We start from the raw sequence: 22,306 nt of genomic DNA, 5'->3' as shown, positions 1-22,306 counted from the left end.
AAGCAGAGAAGGGAGTTATGGTTACGTGCAACAGAGAGTATTGAAGGTTTTGGAATTTAATAAAGTAAAAGATAAATTGGCATCCTTTACAGCTTCCTCATTAGGTAAAGAAAAGGTGGCAGAGCTCCTGCCATCCACCGAATATGCGGAAGTGGTGGATAGACAGGCGCAGACCGACGAAGCGGCCATGATCCTCCGTTTAAAAGGGGAGGTGCCACTTGGCGGTATCACCGACATTCGTTCACATGTGAAACGAGCTGAGATCGGCGGCATGTTAAACACGCACGAACTATTGGATGTTGCAGGGACGATCTACGCAGCAAGGAAGCTTGATCGTTTTGTAGAAGACCTGCTCAATGATGAAATCGATGTTCCCATCATGAAAAATTATATGGAGCAGTTGAACATCTATCCAGATCTTGAAAGAAACATTAAAAACTGCATCGATGAATACGGGGAAGTGTTGGATGGAGCAAGCGACAAGCTTCGAGGGATCCGTCAGCAGCTGCGCTCGACGGAATCGAGGGTCCGTGAAAAGCTTGAAAGCATGATCCGTTCATCCAATGCCCAGAAAATGCTTTCCGATGCCATCATCACGATCAGGAATGAACGCTATGTCATCCCGGTCAAGCAGGAATACAGAGGGGCTTACGGCGGGATTGTCCATGACCAGTCTTCTTCAGGTGCAACTCTTTTCATAGAGCCGCAGCAGGTGGTAGACCTGAACAATGTGCTTCAGGAGGCGAAAGTGAAAGAAAAGCTTGAAATCGACCGCATTCTAGCTGAACTGTCCACAGAGGTTGCAGAGGTTGCAAGAGAGCTTTTGGCGAATGTGATGATACTGGCTGAGATCGACTTCATGTTTGCTAAAGCGAAATATGGAAAACATGTCAAAGGGACAAAGCCTGCCATCAATGACCAAAAGCATGTAAGGCTCGTCCAGGCCCGTCATCCGCTTATTTCTCCGGATGAAGTGGTTCCGAACACGATCGAACTTGGAAAAGATTATACCTCCATTGTCATCACCGGACCGAATACAGGGGGAAAAACAGTCACTTTGAAGACTTTGGGACTTTTGACGATCATGGCACAGGCCGGATTGCATATTCCAGCGCAGGATGGCTCTGAAGTCGGAGTATTCTCGGCCGTATATGCTGATATCGGGGATGAACAGTCGATCGAGCAGAGTTTAAGTACTTTCTCCTCCCATATGGTGAATATCGTGGATATCTTGAAAAAGGTGGACCATGACAGCCTTGTGCTCTTCGATGAGCTCGGAGCAGGTACAGACCCGCAAGAGGGGGCGGCACTTGCCATCTCCATTTTGGATGAAGTATATAGCCGTGGAGCATGTGTTATCGCAACGACCCATTACCCGGAGTTGAAGGCGTACGGTTATAACAGGGATGGCGTGGTAAATGCGAGTGTGGAATTTGACGTCAATACGCTAAGCCCGACCTATCGTCTTTTGATCGGTGTACCGGGCCGAAGCAATGCATTCGAAATTTCGAAGCGCCTTGGTTTATCCATGGATGTCATCGATCGTGCAAAAGGTTTTGTGAGTGAAGACAGCAACAAAGTGGAGAACATGATTGCCTCACTAGAAGCCTCCCAAAAGAAAGCGGAGGAAGAATGGAAAGAGGCCGAGAGTGTCAGGAAGACTTCACAAAAATTGCATGAGGACCTACAGGAACAAATGCAGGAGCTGAACGAAGAGCGCGATAAACTCATGGAAAAAGCAGCTCAAAAAGCTGAAAAAATGGTGGAAGAGGCAAAAGAGGAAGCTGAGAAGGTCATCAGGGAACTTCGGAAAATGAGAATCGAACAACATGCCAATGTAAAAGAGCATGAACTGATCGATGCGAAAAAACGCCTCGAAGAAGCTGTGCCGACCGTCAAAAAGTCTGCCTCAACCAAAAAGCAGGAAGCAACCAATCAGACCTTGGAGCCAGGCGACGAGGTAAAGATCCTGAGCCTGAATCAAAAAGGCCACCTAGTGGAAAAGACGAATGACAAGGAATGGCAGGTTCAGATAGGGATCCTGAAAATGAAAGTGAAAACAAAGGATATCCAGTATATAAGCAGGCCAAAACCTGTTGAAACAAGGCCTTTGGCTACAATTAAAGGCAAGGACTATCATGTAAATATCGAGCTGGACCTCCGCGGGGAGCGCTTTGAGGACGCACTGATGCGAGTGGAGAAATATATCGATGATGCAACACTTGCAGGCTATCATCGCGTATCGATCATTCATGGAAAAGGAACAGGTGCGCTGCGCATCGGGGTGCAAAATTATTTGAAAAATCATCGCTCTGTGAAAAATTATCGCTTTGGAGAAGCTTCAGAAGGCGGAACCGGAGTGACAGTGGTCGAGCTGAAATAACAGGGGGAGCAAACAATGTCTAGTTTCTGGGAGAATGAATTAGTAAGAACGGCAGCCAATTTCAGCGTGGTAGTCCTTTGCATGATCTTATTTCTGGCAATTTTTGAGCTTGTAACGAAATATCACAATATGGAGGAAATCAAAAAAGGCAATATCGCGGTAGCGTTGGCAACAGGAGGAAAGATACTCGGTATCGCCAACATCTTCCGCTACTCCATTCTGGACCATGATACCCTTTTTACGATGATAGGGTGGGGAGCACTTGGCTTTGTCCTTTTGCTATTCGCCTACTTCATCTTTGAATTTCTGACACCAAGCTTCAATATTGACGATGAAATAAGCAAGGACAATCGGGCAGTAGGACTAATTTCCTTTGTCATATCTGTAGGACTGTCATTTATCATCGGGGCAAGCATCGGGTAAGGAGAAATGATATGGAAACTTTAGCAAAAGTACTGATTGGACTATGTGGATTATTCGTATTGATCGGGATCGTATATTTATTCTTTTTGGCGTAAAGAAGCAGGAGTTTGACCAAATCAACATTGGTCAAACTCTTTTTTGTATTGAAAAACATCCAGATTTATCTAAATATTAAAAAAATGTTATAATTTTTATAGGATTACTGATATACTATAACAAAAAGATATAGGCCTATTGTAATAGTACAGGCCGAAAAGGGAGGGAATGAATTGGAACAAGTAATGAATAAGCCATGGCTCTCGCTTTATCCTAGTGAAATACCTCATGAAATCGACTTCGAACAAAGAACACTTCAATCCTATCTAAAGGAAGCTGCCATTGAACATCCTTCCAAAACAGCCATACATTTTCTGGGGAAAAAGCTTACTTTCCAGGAGCTGTACGATCAATCACTAAAACTTGCAAACTACCTGAGGGACCTTGGTGTGAAAAAGGGGGATCGGGTCTCGATCATGCTGCCTAACTGTCCCCAGGCCGTCATCAGCTATTATGGCGTGCTTTTTGCAGGCGGGATCGTTGTGCAGACCAACCCGCTATATATGGAAAGGGAACTAGAGTATCAGATCAATGATTCGGGTTCCCAAATCATCATAACGCTCGATATCCTCTATCCACGGGTCTCAAAAGTGAAAGCGCTGACAAAGCTCAAGGATATCATCGTTACGGGCATAAAAGATTATTTGCCGTTCCCGAAAAATATGCTTTACCCTTTTGTCCAGAAAAAGCAATACGGCATCGTCGTGAAAGTGGAACATAACGGGGAAAATCATCTCTTCACAGAAGTGATGAAGGAATCCCAGGTGAACGAGATCGATGTGGATATTGATCCGGAGAATGATTTGGCCTTACTTCAATATACTGGAGGGACGACAGGCTTCCCGAAGGGCGTCATGCTGACACATATGAACTTGGTGTCAAACACCACGATGAGTGTAAAATGGATGTATAAATGTAAAAGGGCACAGGAGAAAGTAATCGGGATTTTGCCGTTTTTCCATGTGTATGGAATGACGGCTGTCATGAACCTTTCCATCATGCAGGCATTTGAAATGGTGCTTTTGCCGAAATTCGATCCCGAAACTACGTTGAAAACAATCCAAAAGGAGAAGCCAACCCTATTTCCGGGGGCTCCCACCATCTATATCGCACTACTGAACCATCCTGATATCCAAAAATATGATCTTTCCTCCATTGATTCCTGCATCAGCGGATCGGCTGCACTTCCCGTTGAGGTACAGGAACAGTTTGAGCGGGTAACCGGCGGTAAGCTTGTGGAAGGTTATGGGCTTTCAGAGGCTTCCCCTGTGACACATGCGAATTTTCTATGGGATGAAAGAGTTCCGGGAAGCGTCGGTATTCCATGGCCTAACACTGATTCCAAAATCATTTCCATGGAAACCGGGGAAGAGGCACAGGTAAACGAGATCGGGGAAATTGTGGTAACAGGCCCGCAAATAATGAAAGGCTACTGGAACCGTAAGGAAGAGACGGAGGCGGTGCTGAAGGATGGCTGGCTCTTGACCGGTGACCTGGGCTATATGGACGAACGAGGTTTCTTCTATGTCGTCGACCGTAAAAAAGACATGATCATTGCCGGCGGCTTCAATATCTATCCTCGTGAAATAGAAGAAGTTCTGTATGAGCACGAAAAGGTCCAGGAAGTGGTCGTAGCAGGAATACCGGACCCATATAGAGGGGAAACGGTAAAAGCATATGTCGTCAAAAAACAAGGCACAACCTTGAACGAGGAAGAGCTTGATGTGTATGCAAGAAAGCATCTCGCCGCCTACAAGGTTCCAAGACTATATGAATTCAGGGACGAACTCCCAAAAACAGCAGTCGGCAAAATCCTAAGAAGAGCATTGATCGAAGAAGAAAAACAAAAGATCGCAAAATAAAACGAGCAAACTGTTATCCACATTCTAAAAAGAAAAAGATGATGAATGCATCGTCTTTTTCTTTTTATCTGCCATTCTCAGAATAATATGATAAGATAGTAATTGACAGTTCTTTTCGCGTGAAGTATTATAAATTTATGAATGATTATTCATTCATTTTGCAAAAGGAGAGAACAGGTTGAAACAACAACAAAAACCTAAATACAAACAAATAATAGATGCCGCAGTCATCGTCATGGCAGAAAACGGCTACCATCATGCCCAAGTTTCCAAGATTGCGAAACAGGCAGGTGTGGCGGACGGAACCATTTATCTATATTTCAAAAATAAAGAAGACATTCTTATTTCGCTCTTTCAGGAAAAAATGGGGCTCTTCGTCGAAAAGATTCGTCAAGAAATTGCAGGAAAATCGACATCAAAAGAGAAACTATTAACGTTGATACAAAAACACTTTTCCATGCTTGCAGCCGACCATCACCTGGCCATCGTCACCCAGCTGGAACTAAGGCAATCCAATAAAGAGCTCCGATTGAAGATTAACGAAGTGCTGAAGGGGTATTTAATGGTTGTGGATGAAGTTCTGACAGTCGGGAAGGAAACCGGTGAGTTCAGAGATGATCTGGATGTGCGCCTTGCAAGGCAGATGGTCTTCGGGACGATTGATGAAACCATCACCACCTGGGTGATGAATGATCAGAAGTATGACCTGACAGCAATTGCACCGCGTGTTCATGATCTATTGATCAAAGGGTTTGGAGCCACACCTTAAAGCGGCTCCGGTTTTCTACATAAGGAGGGATGGAAGATGAGTTTTCTACATGTGAATGTGGAGGATAGGGTTGCTGTCATTACCATTGATAAAGCGCCGGCAAATGCATTATCGTCCGCAGTTTTGAAAGAGCTTTCATTTGTTCTGGATGAGTTGAAAAATCAGGAGGAAGTCCGTGTGATACTTCTTCGCGGGGAAGGCAGGTTCTTCTCGGCGGGAGCGGATATCAAGGAATTCACCACTGTCGAGACAGGGGAAGAATTTGCGAGGCTCGCTCAATTCGGCCAGGACCTTTTCGAAAAGATGGAAACCTTCCCTAAACCGATCATAGCTGCCATTCATGGGGCTGCTCTCGGCGGGGGGCTTGAGCTTGCGATGGGTTGTCATATCCGTCTTGTGTCAAAAACAGCCAAGCTTGGTTTGCCTGAGCTTCAATTGGGGCTTATCCCGGGCTTCGCAGGAACACAGCGTTTACCTAGATTAGTAGGTTCTGCCAAAGCTTTTGAAATGTTATTCACAAGTGATCCTTTGACCGGGGATGAAGCGGTCAGATGGGGACTGGCGAATCATGCATTTGAAGAAGAGTCCTTAATGGATGAAGCATTTAAAATGGCAAAGAAAATCTCACAAAAAGGACCGATTTCTGTGGCTTCTGTCATTGAATTGTCCCGCTACTCCAAAACGCAGGAATATCATAACGGCGTAAAAAGGGAAGCAGAGCTATTTGGAAAAGTATTTACTTCCGAAGATGGAAAAGAAGGCATCCAGGCGTTTATAGAAAAAAGAGCTCCCGAATTCAAAGGGAAGTAATTTTTTTATCTATAATAAACAGAATATTGATAATAAAACTAATGTTTAAACAGGAGGTACTGTGATGAATATTTATGTGCTACTTAAAAGAACGTTTGATACGGAAGAAAGATTGACGGTGTCAAATGGTGGAATAAATGAGGACGGGGCGGAATTTATCATCAACCCTTACGATGAATATGCAGTGGAAGAAGCCATTCAGGTAAGAGACGCTCATGGCGGTGAAATCACTGTTGTCACTGTTGGTACCGAAGAAGCGGAAAAAGAACTTCGTACGGCATTGGCAATGGGTGCTGATAAAGCAGTACTGATCAATACAGAGGATGATATTGAAAACGGTGACCAGTTCACAACAGCAAAAATCTTGGCGGAATACCTGAAAGACAAGGATGCAGATCTAATCCTGGGTGGTAACGTAGCGATCGATGGAGGCTCAGGTCAAGTGGCACCTCGTGTTGCAGAACTTCTTGACATCCCTTACGTAACAACGATCACGAAGCTTGAAATCGAAGGGCAAAAAGTGACCATCACCCGTGACGTGGAAGGGGATTCAGAAGTAATCGAGACATCTCTTCCATTATTGGTGACGGCTCAGCAAGGGTTGAATGAACCACGCTACCCATCATTGCCTGGTATCATGAAGGCAAAGAAAAAGCCTTTGGAGGAACTGGAACTGGATGATCTTGATCTTGAAGAAGATGATGTGGAAGCCAAAACAAAAACATTGGAAATCTATCTGCCGCCTAAAAAAGAAGCGGGAAGAGTCTTGCAGGGCGAGCTTGATGCACAAGTAAAAGAACTTGTTGCAGCACTTAGAAATGAAGCGAAAGTAATTTAACATATACAGAAGGATCGATACATGGACAGGAGGAGACAAACATGGCAAGAAAAGTATTAACTTTAGCAGAGGTACGTGAATCGGCATTGCGTAATGTTTCATTTGAAGCGATTGCTGCAGGTAAAACAGTGGCAGAGGGTGGAGAAGTTGTTACGATTTTAGTCGGGGAGGGCGTTGGTTCCCTGGCACAGGAGCTTATTGCATACGGAGCTGACCGTGTCATCACAGTAGAACACGCTAATTTGAAAACGTATACATCCGATGGATATGCACAAGCTTTAACGGCTGTCATCGACGCAGAAAAACCGGAAGGACTTATCTTCGGACACACTGCATTAGGGAAAGACCTTTCTCCAAAGCTTGCAAGCAAGTTGAATTCAGGACTTGTTTCCGATGCTACTGAAGTTGAGGAAGTTGGCGGAAACCTGGTGTTCACCCGACCGATCTATTCCGGGAAAGCGTTTGAAAAGAAAATCGTAACGGATGGCCTTATCTTTGCAACTGTCCGTCCGAATAACATCGCAGCTCTTGAAAAGGATGAATCCAGAACTGGAGAGGTTTCCTCAATGGACGTGGATGTAAAAGATCTTCGTACCATCATCAAGGAAGTGGTGCGCAAAGCAACGGACGGCGTCGACCTATCCGAAGCGAAAATCGTTGTGGCTGGCGGCCGGGGAGTAAAGAGTACAGAAGGATTTGAACCGCTTAAAGAGCTTGCCGATGTGCTTGGTGCAGCAGTCGGAGCATCACGTGGAGCATGTGACGCGGACTATTGCGACTATTCCCTGCAGATCGGACAGACAGGTAAAGTCATCACTCCTGATCTTTATATCGCTTGCGGTATCTCAGGTGCGATCCAGCATTTGGCTGGTATGTCCAACTCCAAGGTGATCGTGGCAATCAACAAAGATCCGGAAGCGAATATCTTCAAGATTGCAGATTACGGCATCGTTGGGGACCTGTTTGAAGTAGTACCTTTATTGACAGCAGAGTTCAAAAAGCTATTGGTGACAAACTAATAGAGCGAACCGACCAAGCGAGTGGGTGATACTTGTTTGGTCGGTTTTTTATTGAATAACCGCAAATTAATTTTGAAAAATAGGTTAAAACTAGAGTGAAGCAAATAATTAGCGTCCGTTTTTCGGAAATGCTATACTCTAGCTATACCGAAAACTCTGAAAGATAACTCATCTGGCAGAGAAATCAATTAACATGCGTTAGTTGTGACATAAACGTTTAGGAGGAATTTTAATGGCTATTCAAAATGTAACGGATCAAACTTTTACTCAAGAAACAAGCGAAGGCTTAGTATTAGCGGATTTCTGGGCACCTTGGTGCGGACCTTGTAAAATGATTGCCCCGGTTCTTGAAGAATTAGATCAAGACATGGGTGACAAAGTGAAAATCGTAAAAGTCGACGTTGACGAAAACCAGGAAACCGCTGGTAAATTCGGCGTAATGAGCATCCCGACTTTACTTGTCATCAAAAACGGTGAAGTGGTAGATAAAGCAGTTGGCTACCAGCCTAAAGAAGCTTTAGCTGAACTATTGAACAAACACGCTTAATTTTAAGCGATCCAAAAGTCCGGTGTCCCTTGTTAAAAAGGGTGCCGGGCTTTTTTGTATGAAAAAGGTTTGTAAATTATTTTTTGTATCTAGCTGTTGATTGGAGCAATAGGCGAAGACTCCTGCGGGAGATAGCGTTTAGTGGAGACCCCGCAGGCGAAGAGCCGAGGAGGCTCCACAAACGCCCCGCGGAAAGCGAAGCCTAGTGCGGAAATTAACAGCGGTGTCACAAGAAATTTGTTTAGCAGTTCCTTATTCAATCAGCTAAAGGGCGAAATCGCATCAAACTCAAAATGGAACAAAAAAACAGTTAGATGTATAATAAAAGGAGAACAATCATTGGTTGGGGTGAGAGGGTAAATGGAACAGAACATAAAAGAAAAGCTTGCGATATTGCCTGACCAACCAGGATGCTACCTCATGAAGGACAGGCAGGGTACCATCATCTATGTTGGAAAGGCAAAAGTGCTGAAGAACCGGGTCCGCTCTTATTTTACCGGCAGTCATGACGGCAAGACGCTGAGGCTTGTAAATGAGATCGTGGACTTTGAATATATTGTCACATCTTCAAATATCGAAGCATTGATTCTTGAACTGAACTTGATCAAAAAGCATAACCCGAAATACAATGTGATGCTTAAGGACGATAAGCGATATCCGTTTATAAAAATTACCGCGGAGAAGCATCCACGTCTTCTTATCACAAGAAAGGTGACTAAGGATAAGGGCAAATATTTCGGACCTTATCCGAATGTGCAGGCTGCCAATGAAACGAAGAAGCTGCTTGACCGGGTCTATCCTTTGCGAAAATGTATGACCCTTCCGGACAGAGTCTGCCTATATTACCATTTGGGTCAGTGCCTTGCACCGTGTGTCGAGGATATATCCCAGGAAACGAACAAAGAGATGGTCGATGGGATTGTTCGATTCCTTAACGGCGGGTACAAGGAGGTCAAGGAAGAATTGACCTTAAAGATGCAAAAGGCCGCAGAGGACCTGGAGTTCGAGCGGGCAAAGGAGTTTCGCGACCAGATCCTGAATATCGAAGCGACGATGGAAAAGCAGAAGATGGAAATGAACGACTTTGTAGATCGCGACGTATTCGGATATGCCGTGGATAAAGGCTGGATGTGCGTGCAGGTCTTCTTCATTAGGCAGGGTAAGCTGATAGAACGTGATGTATCGCTTTTCCCGATCTATAATGAACCGGAAGAAGATTTCCTGACCTATCTTGGTCAATTCTATTCCAAACAGAACCACTTTGTACCAAAAGAAGTGATGCTGCCTGCAAGGATCGAGTTGGAGATGGCGCAGGCGCTACTGCAGACCAATGTGATGCAACCGCAAAGGGGTAAAAAGAAACAGCTTGTGGACTTGGCGAATAAAAATGCCAAAGTGGCCTTGGTTGAGAAGTTCTCCTTGATTGAAAGAGATGAAAAAAGAACCATCCTAGCGGTGGAAAACCTTGGTGAGATACTAGGGATTGAGACCCCGCTGAGAATCGAGGCATTCGACAACTCCAATATTCAAGGAACTGATCCTGTTTCAGCGATGGTTGTGTTCATCGATGGAAAGCCAGAGAAGCGGGAGTACCGGAAATACAAGACGAAAAGCGTACAAGGGCCGGATGATTATGAATCCATGCGTGAGGTGGTAAGGAGAAGATACACGAGAGTACTGAAGGAATCCCTCCCACTTCCTGACCTGATCATCATTGATGGTGCAAAAGGCCATATGTCTGCTGTAAGGGATGTATTGGAAAATGAGTTGAACCTCTTTATTCCGATTGTCGGTCTTGCGAAGGATGAAAGGCATCGGACGAGCAATCTGCTGGCAGGCGAGGACGCCATGATTGTCCCGCTTGAACGGACGAGCCAGGAGTTCTACCTGTTGCAAAGAATCCAGGACGAGGTTCATCGATTTGCGATTACATTTCATCGCCAGCTGAGGAGCAAAAATGTCTTCCACTCCGTCTTGGACGATATTCCGGGAGTGGGTGCGACAAGGAAAAAAGCCTTGCTCAAACAGTTTGGCTCTGTTGCAAAACTGAAGGAAGCGACAGTGGAAGATATTCAACAGGCGAAAATCCCACGCAGCATCGCCGAGGAAATTTTTAAAAAATTACAAGAATAGGTGTTGTAACTATTCTTGGAGTCTGATATAATCACTATTAATTTCATAATGTGCCACTTCAAATTAATGAAGTGATGATAGAGGTGCGAACTTCAAAAGTATGTAATCGGAGAAGAAAGAGCTTCCGGGAAGATTACGGAAAGGGGAGGATCGCCGAAGTAAAAAAAAGTCTCTTTTTCTTTTTTTTACTGGTTCTGCGTTTAAGAAATGTAGGACTGTCAGGCTGTTTTTGTGCTGCCTGGAGAGCTATCTCACGCGTGAACGGTTTTTATATTTTGCCAATCACAGCAATGAGACAAAGCTCATTGCTGTTTTTTTATACCTTCATACAGGAAATAGTCACAGGTTAAGACTAATTTCTTCGCGAGGTGCATCCATGGGCTTTCTATCTTTTACATTATGATGAAATAAACAGTAAAGGGAATGGTGGGTATGTCAACGATTGTTGTACAAAAATTCGGAGGAACTTCGGTAGGGTCTGTTGAGCGGATTCAGCATGTTGCAAAAAGAGTTATTTCTGAAGTGGAAAAAGGCCACAAGGTTGTAGTGGTGGTTTCTGCCATGGGGAAAACGACAGATCAGCTGTTAACGTTGGCAAATGCAATCAATCCACACCCGAGCAAACGCGATATGGATATGCTGCTTACAACTGGGGAGCAGATCACCATTTCACTCTTAGCAATGGCCCTTCAGGTCAGGGGACATGAAGCGGTATCCTTGACTGGCTGGCAGGCAGGTATTCGTACTGAGCCAGTACATGGTAACGCGAGAATCACCCATATCGAAACAGACCTTTTGAACAGCCATCTGGCATCAGGGAAAATCGTGATTGTGGCAGGCTTTCAAGGTATTACCGAAACGAATGAAATCACAACACTTGGCAGAGGTGGCTCCGATACAACGGCCGTTGCACTTGCAGCTGCCCTTGAAGCGGAGAAATGTGATATCTATACAGATGTAACCGGGGTGTTTACGACGGATCCCCGTTTTGTGAAAGAGGCAAGAAAATTGGCGGCAGTATCCTATGATGAAATGCTGGAGCTGGCCAATCTGGGAGCGGGTGTATTGCACCCAAGAGCGGTTGAATTTGCGAAAAATTATGGAGTGCAGCTTGTTGTGCGTTCAAGTATGGAAGAGGAAGAAGGCACCATCATTGAGGAGGAAGTTTCCATGGAAAAGAGTTTAGTAGTAAGAGGAATTGCATTTGAAGATCAGATTACCCGGATTTCTGTATGTGGATTGCCGAATGAGCTACATACCCTATCCACTATTTTTACAACATTGGCAAAGCATAGCCTGAACGTCGATATCATCATCCAGACTAGTATGGATAAAGATACTACAAATATCTCCTTCTCGGTGAAAACGAAAGATGTTGATGAGACAATCCAAGTGCTCGAGCAATATAAAGAGCATCTGGGCTTTAGCCATATTGAAAAAGAAAGCAACTTAGCGAAAGTTTCCATCGTCGGCTCGGGGATGATTTCAAACCCGGGTGTCGCTGCAGAAATGTTCCAGGTACTTGCGACAGAAGGCATTCATGTGAAAATGGTAAGTACATCCGAAATCAAGGTATCCACTGTGGTGGATGTTGGCGTGATGGTGAAGGCTGTAGAGGCATTGCATGTTGCTTTCAAGCTTGGGGAAGAATCGGTGGAGCGTGTGTTGAGCTGAAGCTGAAAGAGGTGGGCATCCTTTAGGAGGGTGCTCTTTTTTTGGTGGTTTTGTATAATAATATAGATTGAATAATATGCCTGGAGGTTCCTGCTACATGAAGAAAAGCCAAGTTATCATTTATGGTGATGCTTTTGTCGATTACATAGCAAAGGATACAACAAATGAATCATACATCATACATCTTGGAGGGGCGGCATTGAATATTGCAGTAGGGTTGAGTCGTCTTGATGTTCCGACCCAGCTTATCACGGTGACTGGTGAAAACGAAACCGGCAAGTTCGCGCGCAGGGAGCTTATGAAGGAAGGCGTGGGACTTGAATATGCGCAAAAGATCCCTGAAAAGCAAGTGAGTGGGGTATATGTGCACCTTTTACCCGGTGGAGAACGAAGCTTCCATAAATATGTGGATGAAACGCCGGACATCCAAGTGAAGAAATCCCAAGTTGATCCAGAAGCATTCCTGAGTGCCTCCATCTTTCATATCAGCTCGGGGACCATGTTCCATCCGGTAGCGCTTGGGACCACACACCATTCAGTAAAACTGGCGAAGAGTGCTGGCGCTCTGCTTTCCCTTGATGTGAACATCCGACGCCAACGCTGGGAGAATGAGAAACAATGCAGAAATACAATTCGTTCCTTTTTTCCTGAAGTGGATATTCTCAAGCTAACGGAAGAGGAGCTATTGTTCCTGACAAAAGCTTCCTGTATAGAGGCGGGGATAGCCGACCTTGTACAATTTGATATACCGTTAATCCTTGTGACGGTCGGAGAATCAGGCACTTATGCCGTACAAAATCAAATCATCCATCATTTTTCTGTGGAAAAGGTGGCGACTGTCGATACGACCGGTGCTGGAGATGCTTTCATGGCTGGCATACTTCGATATGTTCATATAAAAGGGATACCATCCACAGTTGAGGCACTTAGTGACTGCGTAGAATTTGCCAACCGTCTTGGCGCCCTTGCCACTACAAAGCAGGGAGCCATGACAGCGATGCCGCGATTGGAAGAAATCAATTCTTCGTGAGGTAGGTAGGAGAAAAGCAGTTCGGCATGAACTTTGGGCAGTTCCGCACGAACTTATCCCGTTTTGGCACGAACTCTGCGCAGTTCCGCACGAACTCGTCCAGGTTCCGCATCAACTCCCCAAAGGAAGACGCGAACCCAAAGCGGTGTAGCCAAAAACGTACAAAAAGAAAAGCGCATGCAAAGAGCATGCGCTAAAAAGTATAGGTTATTTGTCCCATTGGACGGTGATGTAGATTTCGTTTCGCTTTTTCTGCTCTTCGATGGCTTCGGCTGTTTTGTTTTTTTGGCGTTGGACCTGTTCGGCAAGAAATCCTGCTTCAAGCTGGAAGATCGCATCCTTATTCAACTTAAGACGTCGCTTCACCATTTCCCCGCTTAGGAGGTATTTGATTTCATTTTTTTTCTGTTCGATGAGCTCTAGCTCTCCCCAGCCCGCTTCCTTGAAGAACTGGGCTATCTCTTCCTGGCTGCCAATGGTGAAGCGGCGTGCCAGCTGTTTGCCTGACCAATAGATGATCTGGGCGTGGTCTTTCCCCAAAAGGTCTGGAATGAGCATGTCCCGTATCAGTTCGTACCCAAAAACAGGGACTTGTAAGGTTGTGTCCATTTCTTCTTGCTGTTCTTGCTGCTTGTTTGCTTCGGTCAATTTACTTCCCCTCTTTCTACTACCCTCATTATATAATAAAGGCCCTCCATAAATAAATGAAGCAGAAGAAGTATTTTATACTAGAAAAATATTATCTTATTTTTCTGACATATTTAACTGCACTTGACTTTTTCAAAAATTACAATTTTTGTACGCGTTTTCTTGACGCTTCCAATATGGGGGAGTAAAATAAACTTGTCACATATTTGTCGATATATCTGTAAAGGCTTTCATTATATTGAAAGTTTAAAAAAGGGATGCGGGAGTTCGAGTGATTTTTTACTATAATAGATAGTGAAAGAAAGAACTTGTAAACATCTAATCTATTTTCTTACATTAAAAAGGGGGTTAAGTGATGGCAACAGAACGTGAATTTTTACTTCGAAGACTCCACTCGCTTCTAGGAGTCATTCCGGTTGGTATTTTCTTAATTCAGCATTTGGTTGTAAACCATTTTGCTACAAAGAGTCCGGATGCATTTAACAAGGCGGCACATTTCATGGAGAGCCTGCCGTTCCGTTATGCGCTAGAAATTTTTGTGATTTTCCTTCCGATTTTATTCCACGCAATCTACGGCTTATATATTGCTTTTACAGCAAAAAACAATGTAAGCAAGTATGGGTATGGGCGTAACTGGATGTTCATGGTCCAACGTTTCACAGGAATCATTACATTGATTTTTATCGTTTGGCATGTATGGGAAACACGTATTGCAGCTGCAAGGGGAGCGGAAGTGAACTTTGATATGATGGCTAACATCCTTGCTAGTCCTGCTATGTTCGCGTTTTACGTTGTTGGTGTAATTGCAACGATTTTCCACTTCGCAAATGGCCTCTGGTCTTTCTGTGTAAGCTGGGGAATCACTGTAACTCCTCGCTCTCAACAAATTGCTACCTACGTGACAATGGGTATCTTTGTCGCTCTTTCAGTCGTAGGAGTTCGAGCATTATTAGCATTCGTATAAGACCTATAGCAACTATTAAGGAGTGAGTTACCATTGAGTAAAAAAATTATCGTGGTCGGCGGTGGATTAGCGGGCTTAATGGCTACCATTAAGATTGCAGAAGCCGGTGTACCAGTGGATTTATTTTCATTAGTGCCAGTTAAACGTTCTCACTCGGTTTGTGCCCAAGGTGGAATCAACGGGGCAGTAAACACAAAAGGAGAAGGGGATTCTCCGTGGGAGCATTTTGATGATTCAGTATACGGTGGGGATTTCTTAGCGAATCAGCCTCCAGTTAAAGCGATGTGTGAAGCGGCACCTGGGATCATCCATCTATTGGACCGTATGGGCGTTATGTTCAACCGTACACCTGAAGGACTTTTGGACTTCCGTCGCTTTGGTGGAACGCAGCATCACCGTACAGCATTTGCTGGGGCAACAACAGGCCAGCAGCTATTATATGCATTGGATGAGCAGGTTCGCCGCCATGAGGTGTCGGGTCTTGTCACGAAGTATGAAGGCTGGGAGTTCCTGGGAACTGTCGTCGATGATGAAGGCGTATGCCGTGGGGTTGTCGCGCAGAACCTGACAAGCATGGAGATCGTTTCGTTCCCTGCCGATGCTGTCATTATGGCAACAGGCGGTCCTGGAATCATCTTCGGTAAATCAACGAACTCTGTCATCAACACAGGTTCTGCTGCATCGATCGTGTATCAGCAGGGTGCCTACTATGCAAACGGTGAATTCATCCAAATCCACCCTACAGCGATTCCAGGGGACGACAAGCTTCGTCTGATGAGTGAATCCGCACGTGGAGAAGGTGGACGAGTCTGGACTTATAAAGATGGGAAGCCTTGGTACTTCCTTGAAGAAAAATATCCTGCCTACGGTAACCTTGTTCCTCGTGATATTGCAACGCGTGAAATCTTTGACGTGTGTGTCAATCAGAAACTTGGTGTAAACGGCGAAAACATGGTTTACCTTGATCTTTCTCATAAAGATCCGAAAGAACTTGATATCAAGCTTGGCGGAATCATCGAAATCTATGAAAAATTCATGGGTGATGATCCTCGTAAAGTGCCAATGAAGATCTTCCCGGCTGTTCACTATTCCATGGGTGGTCTGTGGGTCGATTATGACCAGATGACAAACATTCAAGGCCTATTTGCAGCAGGAGAATGTGATTATTCCCAGCATGGTGCGAACCGTCTAGGTGCCAACTCCCTTCTTTCTGCCATCTATGGCGGTATGGTAGCTGGTCCAAAAGCGGTTGAATACATGAACGGACTTGAAAAATCGACAGATTCACTTGGAACGTCCCTTTTCGATCGCTATGTAAAAGAAGAAGAGCAGAAATGGAACCGCATCATGACGATGAATGGTACGGAGAACGCGTATGTTCTTCACAAAGAGCTGGGCGAGTGGATGACTGATAACGTAACTGTTGTCCGTTACAACGATAAGCTTTTACAGACGGATGCGAAAATCCAGGAACTATTAGAGCGTTATGACAATATCAATATCCATGACACTGCAAAATGGAGCAACCAGGGAGCGGCATTCACACGTCAGCTATTCCACATGCTTCAATTGGCGCGTGTCGTGACAATCGGTGCCTATAACCGTAATGAAAGCCGCGGTGCGCACTATAAACCGGACTTCCCGGAACGTAATGATGAAGAATTCCTAAAAACAACGATGGCGAAATTCACTGGCCCTAAATCTGCGCCTGAGTTCCATTACGAAGATGTGGATGTCAGCTTGATTCCGCCGCGTAAGCGTGACTACTCTAAGAAAAAAGGGGGTAAAGAATGATGGCTGAACAAACAAAAACAGTAACGTTTAAAGTGAAGCGTCAAGATGGTCCTGATGGAACCCCTTTCTATGAAACATTTGAATTGCCTTACCGTCCTAACATGAACGTCATTTCCGCCTTGATGGAAGTGCGCCGTAACCCAGTGAATGCAGAAGGGAAAGCTACAACTCCTGTAAACTGGGATATGAACTGTTTGGAAGAGGTCTGTGGTGCGTGCTCCATGGTGATCAACGGAAAGCCGCGTCAATCCTGTACAGCGCTTGTCGACCAGTTGGAACAGCCGATCGTACTAGAGCCGATGAGCACATTCCCGGTTGTCCGTGACCTGCAGGTGGACAGAAGCCGTATGTTTGATTCCTTGAAAAAGGTAAAAGCATGGATTCCGATCGACGGCACTTATGATCTGGGACCTGGTCCTCGTATGCCTGAGAAAAAACGCCAATGGGCTTACGAGCTTTCTAAATGTATGACTTGTGGTGTTTGCCTTGAAGCATGTCCTAACGTAAACAGCAAATCGGACTTCATCGGTCCTGCTCCTCTTTCCCAGGTGCGATTATTCAATGCGCATCCAACAGGGGAGATGAACAAATCAGAACGCCTTGAAGCAATCATGGGTGACGGCGGGCTTGCCAACTGTGGTAACTCACAGAACTGTGTACAGTCTTGCCCTAAAGGAATTCCATTGACTACTTCCATTGCGGCACTGAACAGAGATACGACCATTCAGATGTTCCGTAATTTCTTTGGAAGTGACCAAGCATAAATAAAAATGAACGCCTCTTTCTTGTTAAGGGGCGTTTTTTTACAAACAAATGATTTGTCAGAAGATATTGAAAATAAGTGAGGTATCAGAGATGAAAAATACAGCTTATATAAGCGATATGCAAAATTGGATGAATGAATTCTCATTCAGTCATCAGGTGACTGTCCGCTTCTCGGAAACCGATATGTTCGGTCACATGAACAACACAGTTCCCTTCGTTTATTTTGAAGAATCAAGAATAGAGTTCTTTAAAGCCTTGGGATTCATGCAGGATTGGACAAGAGCTTCCAGCAGCACCATTCCAGTAGTGGCAGATCTGCAATGCGATTTTCTGAAGCAGGTGTATTTCGGTGAAAAGCTGGAAATCTGTGTGAAAGCGAATGAACTGGGGACGTCCTCTGTGGACTTGCATTACCTCGGAAAGCGGGAGAATGGTGAACCTTGCTTTGTTGGGAGGGGGCGAATGGTCCAACTTAACAAGCATACAGGAAAAGGGGAAGCTTGGAGCGAGGAACAGCGCAGTTTGTTCCTTTCTCCGCTTTCAATAAAAAATTAACGCCTTTTTTTCTCTTTCTGAAGAAAAACTGCATATTTAGATGTAACTCCATCCTGCCTGTTAACATATTATACCATGACTAAATATACACCCATCCGCTAGTTCAGCTCTGGCTAAGGCAAGGAGGGTTACAATTATTGAAGGAGAAAGAGTTTCAACCAAAGCCATTGCTTACCAAAAGAGAAAGAGAAGTATTTGAGCTGTTAGTTCAAGATAAAACAACAAAAGAGATTGCTGGTGAGTTGTTTATCAGTGAGAAAACAGTTCGGAACCACATTTCAAACGCTATGCAAAAGCTGGGAGTCAAGGGGCGGTCCCAAGCAGTTGTCGAGCTTCTTCGCATGGGAGAGTTAGAGCTTTAATAATCTGCCGGCTATCTGTTAACAAATTTGTTAAGTAAGATAGTCGGTTATTTTATTCAAACCCAAGTATTACGATTGGTTCTCCTATGTTTATTAGCTGTTACTTCTTGCTTTTTGGCGTAAAACATAAGAGAATGGTAAGGAGAGCATTACATTTCGTATCACTAACAACTTCGCAAGTAATGACAGAATATAGATAAAAAGACATATTTGTAGAAAGAGGGTCGGGAATGACTAAACAAAATGAGTTAGTATCAGAAGATCAATTGGTAGCGGATATTGAAAAATCATTAAGATACATAGCGACACTGGTTAAGCAGAAAGGTCGCGAAATCCTTAGCAATTATACGATTACACCTCCACAATTCGTTGCTTTGCAATGGTTGATGGAAGGCGGGGATATGACAATCGGGGAACTTTCCACAAAGATGTACCTCGCTTGCAGCACCACAACGGACCTGGTTGATCGCATGGAAAAAAATGAACTTGTTCAGCGTGTAAAAGATCCCAACGACCGCCGTGTAGTACGTATCCATCTGTTGGAAGAAGGCGCACGCATCATTGAAGAAGTAGTGCATAAGAGACAGGAATATTTGCGAAACATCCTAAAGAACTATTCACAAGATGAGATTTTCATGTTAGAAAAGTGTTTAGCACGATTACATCTAGAAATGAAAGAATGAGGGATTTAGTTGCAAAGACCAATTGGTGTTATTGATTCAGGGGTTGGTGGATTGACTGTTGCGAAGGAAATCATGCGACAGCTTCCAAAAGAGAGAATAATCTATCTGGGAGACACGGCCCGGTGTCCATATGGACCAAGACCAGCAGAAGAAGTCCGCAGATTCACTTGGGAAATGACAAGATTTCTGCTGTTGCATGATATCAAAATGCTCGTGATCGCCTGCAATACGGCAACAGCTGTGGTATTGGAGGAAATCAGGGAACAGTTGGATATCCCTGTCATAGGTGTAGTGGACCCAGGTGCCAGGACCGCGTTGAAAGTGACTTCCAACAACCACGTTGGTGTAATAGGAACGATAGGCATTGTAAACAGCGGTGCATACGAAACCGCATTGAAATCCATCAACAATGATGTCACGGTCGACAGTCTGGCATGTCCGAACTTTGTACCATTGGTGGAAAGCGGAGAGTTCGATGGTGCTACAGCCATAGACATTGTCCGGGATACTCTTATTCCTTTCCAGGGGATGGACATGGATACACTGATCCTTGGATGCACGCATTACCCATTGCTGCGTCCGGCCATTCAGGAAGTGATGGGGCAGGATGTCCAACTGATCTGCTCCGGTGACGAGACGGCACGGGAAGTCAGTACGATCCTGAACTTCAAGAAACTCCTGAACCAAAAAAGCTCCAAGGACGAGCACGTATTCTATACAACAGGTTCCAGGGAGCTTTTTGAAAAAATCGCATCCAAGCTGTTCGGACAGAGGGTTAAGAACGTAAAAACGATTGTTTTGGAGCCAATATCGATATAGGGACTAAAAAGAAGAGACTCCTTCCAACACGGAAGGAGTTTTTCTTTTTGCACAAATTCTTTTTCCATCCGGTCTATTTTTAGCATAGGGCTCGTATACATGTTAGTACAAACCGTCTTAGGAGGGAAACCTATGTCTAATAAAAAAGTGAAAATGACTGCTGCAGCTGTTCTTGCATCATCAGTATTATTGTCTGGATGTGGATTGTTCGGAGGAGATGAGCAGGCGGCACCTGAAGCAGATATTCCAAAGGATGTCAGCTATGTGGATGATGCAGGGGATGTAACTGAAGAAACAGAAGGAACCGAAACAGAGGGAACAGCAACTGATGGTGAGGATGAAGCTGCAACGGAAACAACCAAAAGGGAATTATACTTAATCGACAGCAACGGCTATGTTGTTTCACAAACATTTGATTTGCCAAAGACGGAAGGTACGGCAAAACAAGCCCTGGAACATCTGGTGCAGGGCGGGCCTATAGAGGATTTGCTGCCTAATGGATTCCGTGCGGTCCTTCCGGCAGGTACAGAAGTGGATGTGAACCTGAAGGAGGATGGAACAATTGTTGCTGACTTCTCCAATGAGTTCATTGAATATGATCCGAATGATGAAAAGAAAATCCTTGAATCCATCACCTGGACATTGACGCAATTCCCTAATGTGAAAAGGGTGCAAATTCAAGTCAACGGGCATAATCAGGAAGTGATGCCAGTGAATAAGACACCGATTGGAAAAGGCGTAAGCAGGTCCAACGGTATCAATCTTGATACTTCTGAAACTGTCGATATTAGAAATACCCGTGCGGTAACCCTCTATTTTGTCGCAGATAACAATGAAGGAGATCCGTACTATGTTCCTGTCACAAAGCGTCTGGCGATGAAAGAATCAAACGATTACGCTGCCATTGTCAATGCCTTGGTTGCCGGTCCTTCCTATAATTCAGGCCTGACAAAGGAATTGAACAATGAAATCAAGCTTTTATCCGAACCCCAATATGCCAATGGCAACCTGACACTTGATTTCAATGAAGATATCCTCGGGCTTGAGGAAAAGGTTGTATCCAGGGCGGTTGTAGATTCCCTCGTACTTACTTTAACCGAGCAGGCCGGGGTAGAGACCATTTCCATCACAGTAAATGGGGAAGGCGGCTTGATGGCTACAGATGGCACGAATGTATCCGAGCCTGTTGCCCGACCTGAAAATGTGAATACAGGCAGGTTTTAATCTCTGATATTTGATATACTAATGTAGGACATGTGAAGAGGTGGGTAACTGCCTCTTTTTCCTATTGAATCAAGATTGTACACTCTTGCTGTTAGCCTTTTTATCATGCAGCCTACAATAAGAAAAGGAGTTAAGAATATGCCGAGAGTTGATGGAAGAGAAAATAATGAACTAAGAAAAATCGAAATTATCCCCAATTACATAACCCATCCTGAGGGATCTGTGCTGATAACTGTCGGGGAAACGAAGGTAATCTGTACAGCTACCGTCGAAGATCGAGTACCGCCGTTCATGCGAGGGCAAGGGAAAGGTTGGATAACCGCCGAATATTCCATGCTGCCTAGAGCGACAGAAAAAAGAACCATGAGGGAATCCACAAAAGGGAAAGTGTCAGGCCGTACAATGGAAATTCAGCGCCTGATCGGAAGGGCGCTGCGTTCAGTGGTCGATTTGGAGAAGCTTGGTGAAAAGACGATCTGGATTGATTGCGACGTGATTCAAGCTGACGGTGGAACAAGAACTGCATCGATTACAGGTGCCTTTGTGGCGATGGTTCTCGCTTTTCAGAAACTTGTGGAAGCAAAAAAAATCAAAGCCTTGCCAATCACGGATTACCTTGCAGCTACATCGGTAGGGATCGATGCACAGGAGGGTCCCATCCTAGACTTGAATTACATAGAAGATTCAAAAGCGGAAGTGGATATGAATGTCGTCATGACGGGATCTTTGGATTTTGTGGAGCTTCAGGGAACTGGAGAGGAAGCCACTTTTTCCAGAAAACAGCTTAATGAGCTTTTGGACCTTGCAGAAGAAGGGATGCTGCAGCTGGTGGAATGCCAAAAACAGGCCCTTGGTGCAATTGCGGATCATATAGGTAAAACGAAAGAGGAAGTGAAAGGACTGTGACC

The 22,306-nt window shown here is 44.6% G+C and carries 22 protein-coding genes and 1 riboswitch; of the genes, 21 read left to right on the top strand and 1 reads right to left on the bottom strand.

Translation table 11 applies throughout. From position 1 onward, the window contains the following. The first annotated feature begins 25 nt into the window (after positions 1 to 25). The 12 genes from JOC95_RS11520 (at position 26) to JOC95_RS11465 (ending at position 13,781) form a co-directional block, all read left to right on the top strand. Positions 26 to 2,383: an endonuclease MutS2 gene (locus JOC95_RS11520; RefSeq protein ID WP_204416233.1), complete on the top strand. Its 2,358-nt coding sequence runs from the start codon at positions 26 to 28 to the stop codon at positions 2,381 to 2,383. A 15-nt stretch (positions 2,384 to 2,398) separates the two neighbouring features. Beyond that, positions 2,399 to 2,806, top strand: coding sequence for a DUF350 domain-containing protein (locus JOC95_RS11515; protein WP_204416230.1), 408 nt, complete (start codon positions 2,399 to 2,401; stop codon positions 2,804 to 2,806). 281 nt (positions 2,807 to 3,087) lie between these two features. After that, entirely contained in the window at positions 3,088 to 4,764 is a 1,677-nt protein-coding gene (locus JOC95_RS11510; protein WP_204416494.1) for a long-chain-fatty-acid--CoA ligase, read from the top strand. Between the two features lie 178 nt (positions 4,765 to 4,942). Beyond that, complete coding sequence (locus JOC95_RS11505) at positions 4,943 to 5,533, top strand: TetR/AcrR family transcriptional regulator (protein ID WP_224838323.1); 591 nt, start codon at positions 4,943 to 4,945, stop codon at positions 5,531 to 5,533. 36 nt (positions 5,534 to 5,569) lie between these two features. Beyond that, positions 5,570 to 6,343 (top strand): enoyl-CoA hydratase, encoded by a 774-nt coding sequence (locus tag JOC95_RS11500; protein ID WP_204416228.1) that lies wholly within the window; start codon positions 5,570 to 5,572, stop codon positions 6,341 to 6,343. Positions 6,344 to 6,407: 64 nt separating this feature from the next. Continuing rightward, positions 6,408 to 7,181: an electron transfer flavoprotein subunit beta/FixA family protein gene (locus JOC95_RS11495; protein WP_204416226.1), complete on the top strand. Its 774-nt coding sequence runs from the start codon at positions 6,408 to 6,410 to the stop codon at positions 7,179 to 7,181. A 41-nt stretch (positions 7,182 to 7,222) separates the two neighbouring features. Next, on the top strand, positions 7,223 to 8,200 hold the full coding sequence (locus JOC95_RS11490) for an electron transfer flavoprotein subunit alpha/FixB family protein (RefSeq protein WP_204416224.1): 978 nt from the start codon (positions 7,223 to 7,225) through the stop codon (positions 8,198 to 8,200). A gap of 232 nt (positions 8,201 to 8,432) precedes the next feature. Next, positions 8,433 to 8,747 carry a thioredoxin gene (trxA, locus tag JOC95_RS11485; RefSeq protein ID WP_204416222.1) on the top strand — a complete coding sequence of 105 codons (315 nt, stop codon included), beginning with the start codon at positions 8,433 to 8,435 and terminating at the stop codon, positions 8,745 to 8,747. A gap of 360 nt (positions 8,748 to 9,107) precedes the next feature. After that, entirely contained in the window at positions 9,108 to 10,880 is a 1,773-nt protein-coding gene (gene uvrC / locus JOC95_RS11480) for an excinuclease ABC subunit UvrC (protein WP_204416220.1), read from the top strand. A gap of 70 nt (positions 10,881 to 10,950) precedes the next feature. Then, positions 10,951 to 11,137, top strand: a riboswitch (Lysine riboswitch). A gap of 175 nt (positions 11,138 to 11,312) precedes the next feature. Continuing rightward, the gene (locus JOC95_RS11475) at positions 11,313 to 12,554 is read left to right on the top strand and encodes an aspartate kinase (RefSeq protein WP_204416218.1); all 1,242 of its coding nucleotides are present in this window, start codon (positions 11,313 to 11,315) and stop codon (positions 12,552 to 12,554) included. Between the two features lie 97 nt (positions 12,555 to 12,651). Further along, on the top strand, positions 12,652 to 13,584 hold the full coding sequence (locus tag JOC95_RS11470) for a carbohydrate kinase family protein (protein ID WP_204416216.1): 933 nt from the start codon (positions 12,652 to 12,654) through the stop codon (positions 13,582 to 13,584). Positions 13,585 to 13,610: 26 nt separating this feature from the next. After that, complete coding sequence (locus JOC95_RS11465) at positions 13,611 to 13,781, top strand: hypothetical protein (RefSeq protein WP_204416214.1); 171 nt, start codon at positions 13,611 to 13,613, stop codon at positions 13,779 to 13,781. A gap of 10 nt (positions 13,782 to 13,791) precedes the next feature. Here JOC95_RS11465 and JOC95_RS11460 read toward each other — a convergent pair whose 3' ends face one another. Further along, a complete protein-coding gene (locus JOC95_RS11460; RefSeq protein WP_239582849.1) occupies positions 13,792 to 14,232 on the bottom strand; it encodes a YslB family protein in 441 nt (146 codons plus the stop codon). A gap of 355 nt (positions 14,233 to 14,587) precedes the next feature. Between JOC95_RS11460 and JOC95_RS11455 the strand changes: the two genes are divergently transcribed. The 9 genes from JOC95_RS11455 to rph all read left to right on the top strand — a co-directional run bounded on the left by JOC95_RS11455 (position 14,588) and on the right by rph (position 22,304). Next, positions 14,588 to 15,196 carry a succinate dehydrogenase cytochrome b558 subunit gene (locus JOC95_RS11455; RefSeq protein ID WP_204416212.1) on the top strand — a complete coding sequence of 203 codons (609 nt, stop codon included), beginning with the start codon at positions 14,588 to 14,590 and terminating at the stop codon, positions 15,194 to 15,196. A gap of 33 nt (positions 15,197 to 15,229) precedes the next feature. Further along, positions 15,230 to 16,990 carry a succinate dehydrogenase flavoprotein subunit gene (gene sdhA / locus JOC95_RS11450; RefSeq protein ID WP_204416210.1) on the top strand — a complete coding sequence of 587 codons (1,761 nt, stop codon included), beginning with the start codon at positions 15,230 to 15,232 and terminating at the stop codon, positions 16,988 to 16,990. After that, positions 16,987 to 17,754, top strand: coding sequence for a succinate dehydrogenase iron-sulfur subunit (gene sdhB / locus JOC95_RS11445; protein WP_472926650.1), 768 nt, complete (start codon positions 16,987 to 16,989; stop codon positions 17,752 to 17,754). Before sdhA ends, sdhB begins: the two co-directional genes overlap by 4 nt. A 91-nt stretch (positions 17,755 to 17,845) precedes the next feature. After that, the gene (locus JOC95_RS11440) at positions 17,846 to 18,310 is read left to right on the top strand and encodes an acyl-CoA thioesterase (protein ID WP_204416208.1); all 465 of its coding nucleotides are present in this window, start codon (positions 17,846 to 17,848) and stop codon (positions 18,308 to 18,310) included. A gap of 137 nt (positions 18,311 to 18,447) precedes the next feature. Further along, positions 18,448 to 18,672: a spore germination transcription factor GerE gene (gerE, locus tag JOC95_RS11435; RefSeq protein WP_047972062.1), complete on the top strand. Its 225-nt coding sequence runs from the start codon at positions 18,448 to 18,450 to the stop codon at positions 18,670 to 18,672. 230 nt (positions 18,673 to 18,902) lie between these two features. After that, on the top strand, positions 18,903 to 19,355 hold the full coding sequence (locus JOC95_RS11430; RefSeq protein WP_204416206.1) for a MarR family winged helix-turn-helix transcriptional regulator: 453 nt from the start codon (positions 18,903 to 18,905) through the stop codon (positions 19,353 to 19,355). Positions 19,356 to 19,364: 9 nt separating this feature from the next. Then, positions 19,365 to 20,174, top strand: a complete 810-nt coding sequence (gene racE, locus JOC95_RS11425) for a glutamate racemase (RefSeq protein ID WP_204416204.1) — start codon at positions 19,365 to 19,367, stop codon at positions 20,172 to 20,174. Between the two features lie 132 nt (positions 20,175 to 20,306). Continuing rightward, complete coding sequence (locus tag JOC95_RS11420) at positions 20,307 to 21,398, top strand: GerMN domain-containing protein (RefSeq protein ID WP_204416202.1); 1,092 nt, start codon at positions 20,307 to 20,309, stop codon at positions 21,396 to 21,398. A 138-nt stretch (positions 21,399 to 21,536) separates the two neighbouring features. Continuing rightward, positions 21,537 to 22,304, top strand: a complete 768-nt coding sequence (rph, locus tag JOC95_RS11415; RefSeq protein ID WP_204416200.1) for a ribonuclease PH — start codon at positions 21,537 to 21,539, stop codon at positions 22,302 to 22,304. Positions 22,305 to 22,306: the final 2 nt, after the last annotated feature.

The organism is Sutcliffiella tianshenii (assembly GCF_016908565.1).
Lineage (GTDB): Bacteria > Bacillota > Bacilli > Bacillales > Bacillaceae_I > Sutcliffiella_A > Sutcliffiella_A tianshenii.
The sequence above is the reverse complement of the archived record's forward strand: the minus strand, read 5'-3'. Positions and strand labels throughout refer to the sequence as shown.

Coding starts and splice junctions, on each gene's coding strand:
- trxA (WP_204416222.1), top strand. CDS start 8,433: ATGGCTATTCAAAATGTAACGGATCAAACTTTTACTCAAGAAACAAGC.
- JOC95_RS11515 (WP_204416230.1), top strand. CDS start 2,399: ATGTCTAGTTTCTGGGAGAATGAATTAGTAAGAACGGCAGCCAATTTC.
- sdhB (WP_472926650.1), top strand. CDS start 16,987: ATGATGGCTGAACAAACAAAAACAGTAACGTTTAAAGTGAAGCGTCAA.
- JOC95_RS11475 (WP_204416218.1), top strand. CDS start 11,313: ATGTCAACGATTGTTGTACAAAAATTCGGAGGAACTTCGGTAGGGTCT.
- JOC95_RS11470 (WP_204416216.1), top strand. CDS start 12,652: ATGAAGAAAAGCCAAGTTATCATTTATGGTGATGCTTTTGTCGATTAC.
- JOC95_RS11420 (WP_204416202.1), top strand. CDS start 20,307: ATGTCTAATAAAAAAGTGAAAATGACTGCTGCAGCTGTTCTTGCATCA.
- uvrC (WP_204416220.1), top strand. CDS start 9,108: ATGGAACAGAACATAAAAGAAAAGCTTGCGATATTGCCTGACCAACCA.
- JOC95_RS11465 (WP_204416214.1), top strand. CDS start 13,611: ATGAACTTTGGGCAGTTCCGCACGAACTTATCCCGTTTTGGCACGAAC.
- JOC95_RS11495 (WP_204416226.1), top strand. CDS start 6,408: ATGAATATTTATGTGCTACTTAAAAGAACGTTTGATACGGAAGAAAGA.
- JOC95_RS11490 (WP_204416224.1), top strand. CDS start 7,223: ATGGCAAGAAAAGTATTAACTTTAGCAGAGGTACGTGAATCGGCATTG.
- JOC95_RS11430 (WP_204416206.1), top strand. CDS start 18,903: ATGACTAAACAAAATGAGTTAGTATCAGAAGATCAATTGGTAGCGGAT.
- JOC95_RS11455 (WP_204416212.1), top strand. CDS start 14,588: ATGGCAACAGAACGTGAATTTTTACTTCGAAGACTCCACTCGCTTCTA.
- JOC95_RS11440 (WP_204416208.1), top strand. CDS start 17,846: ATGAAAAATACAGCTTATATAAGCGATATGCAAAATTGGATGAATGAA.
- rph (WP_204416200.1), top strand. CDS start 21,537: ATGCCGAGAGTTGATGGAAGAGAAAATAATGAACTAAGAAAAATCGAA.
- JOC95_RS11510 (WP_204416494.1), top strand. CDS start 3,088: ATGAATAAGCCATGGCTCTCGCTTTATCCTAGTGAAATACCTCATGAA.
- JOC95_RS11500 (WP_204416228.1), top strand. CDS start 5,570: ATGAGTTTTCTACATGTGAATGTGGAGGATAGGGTTGCTGTCATTACC.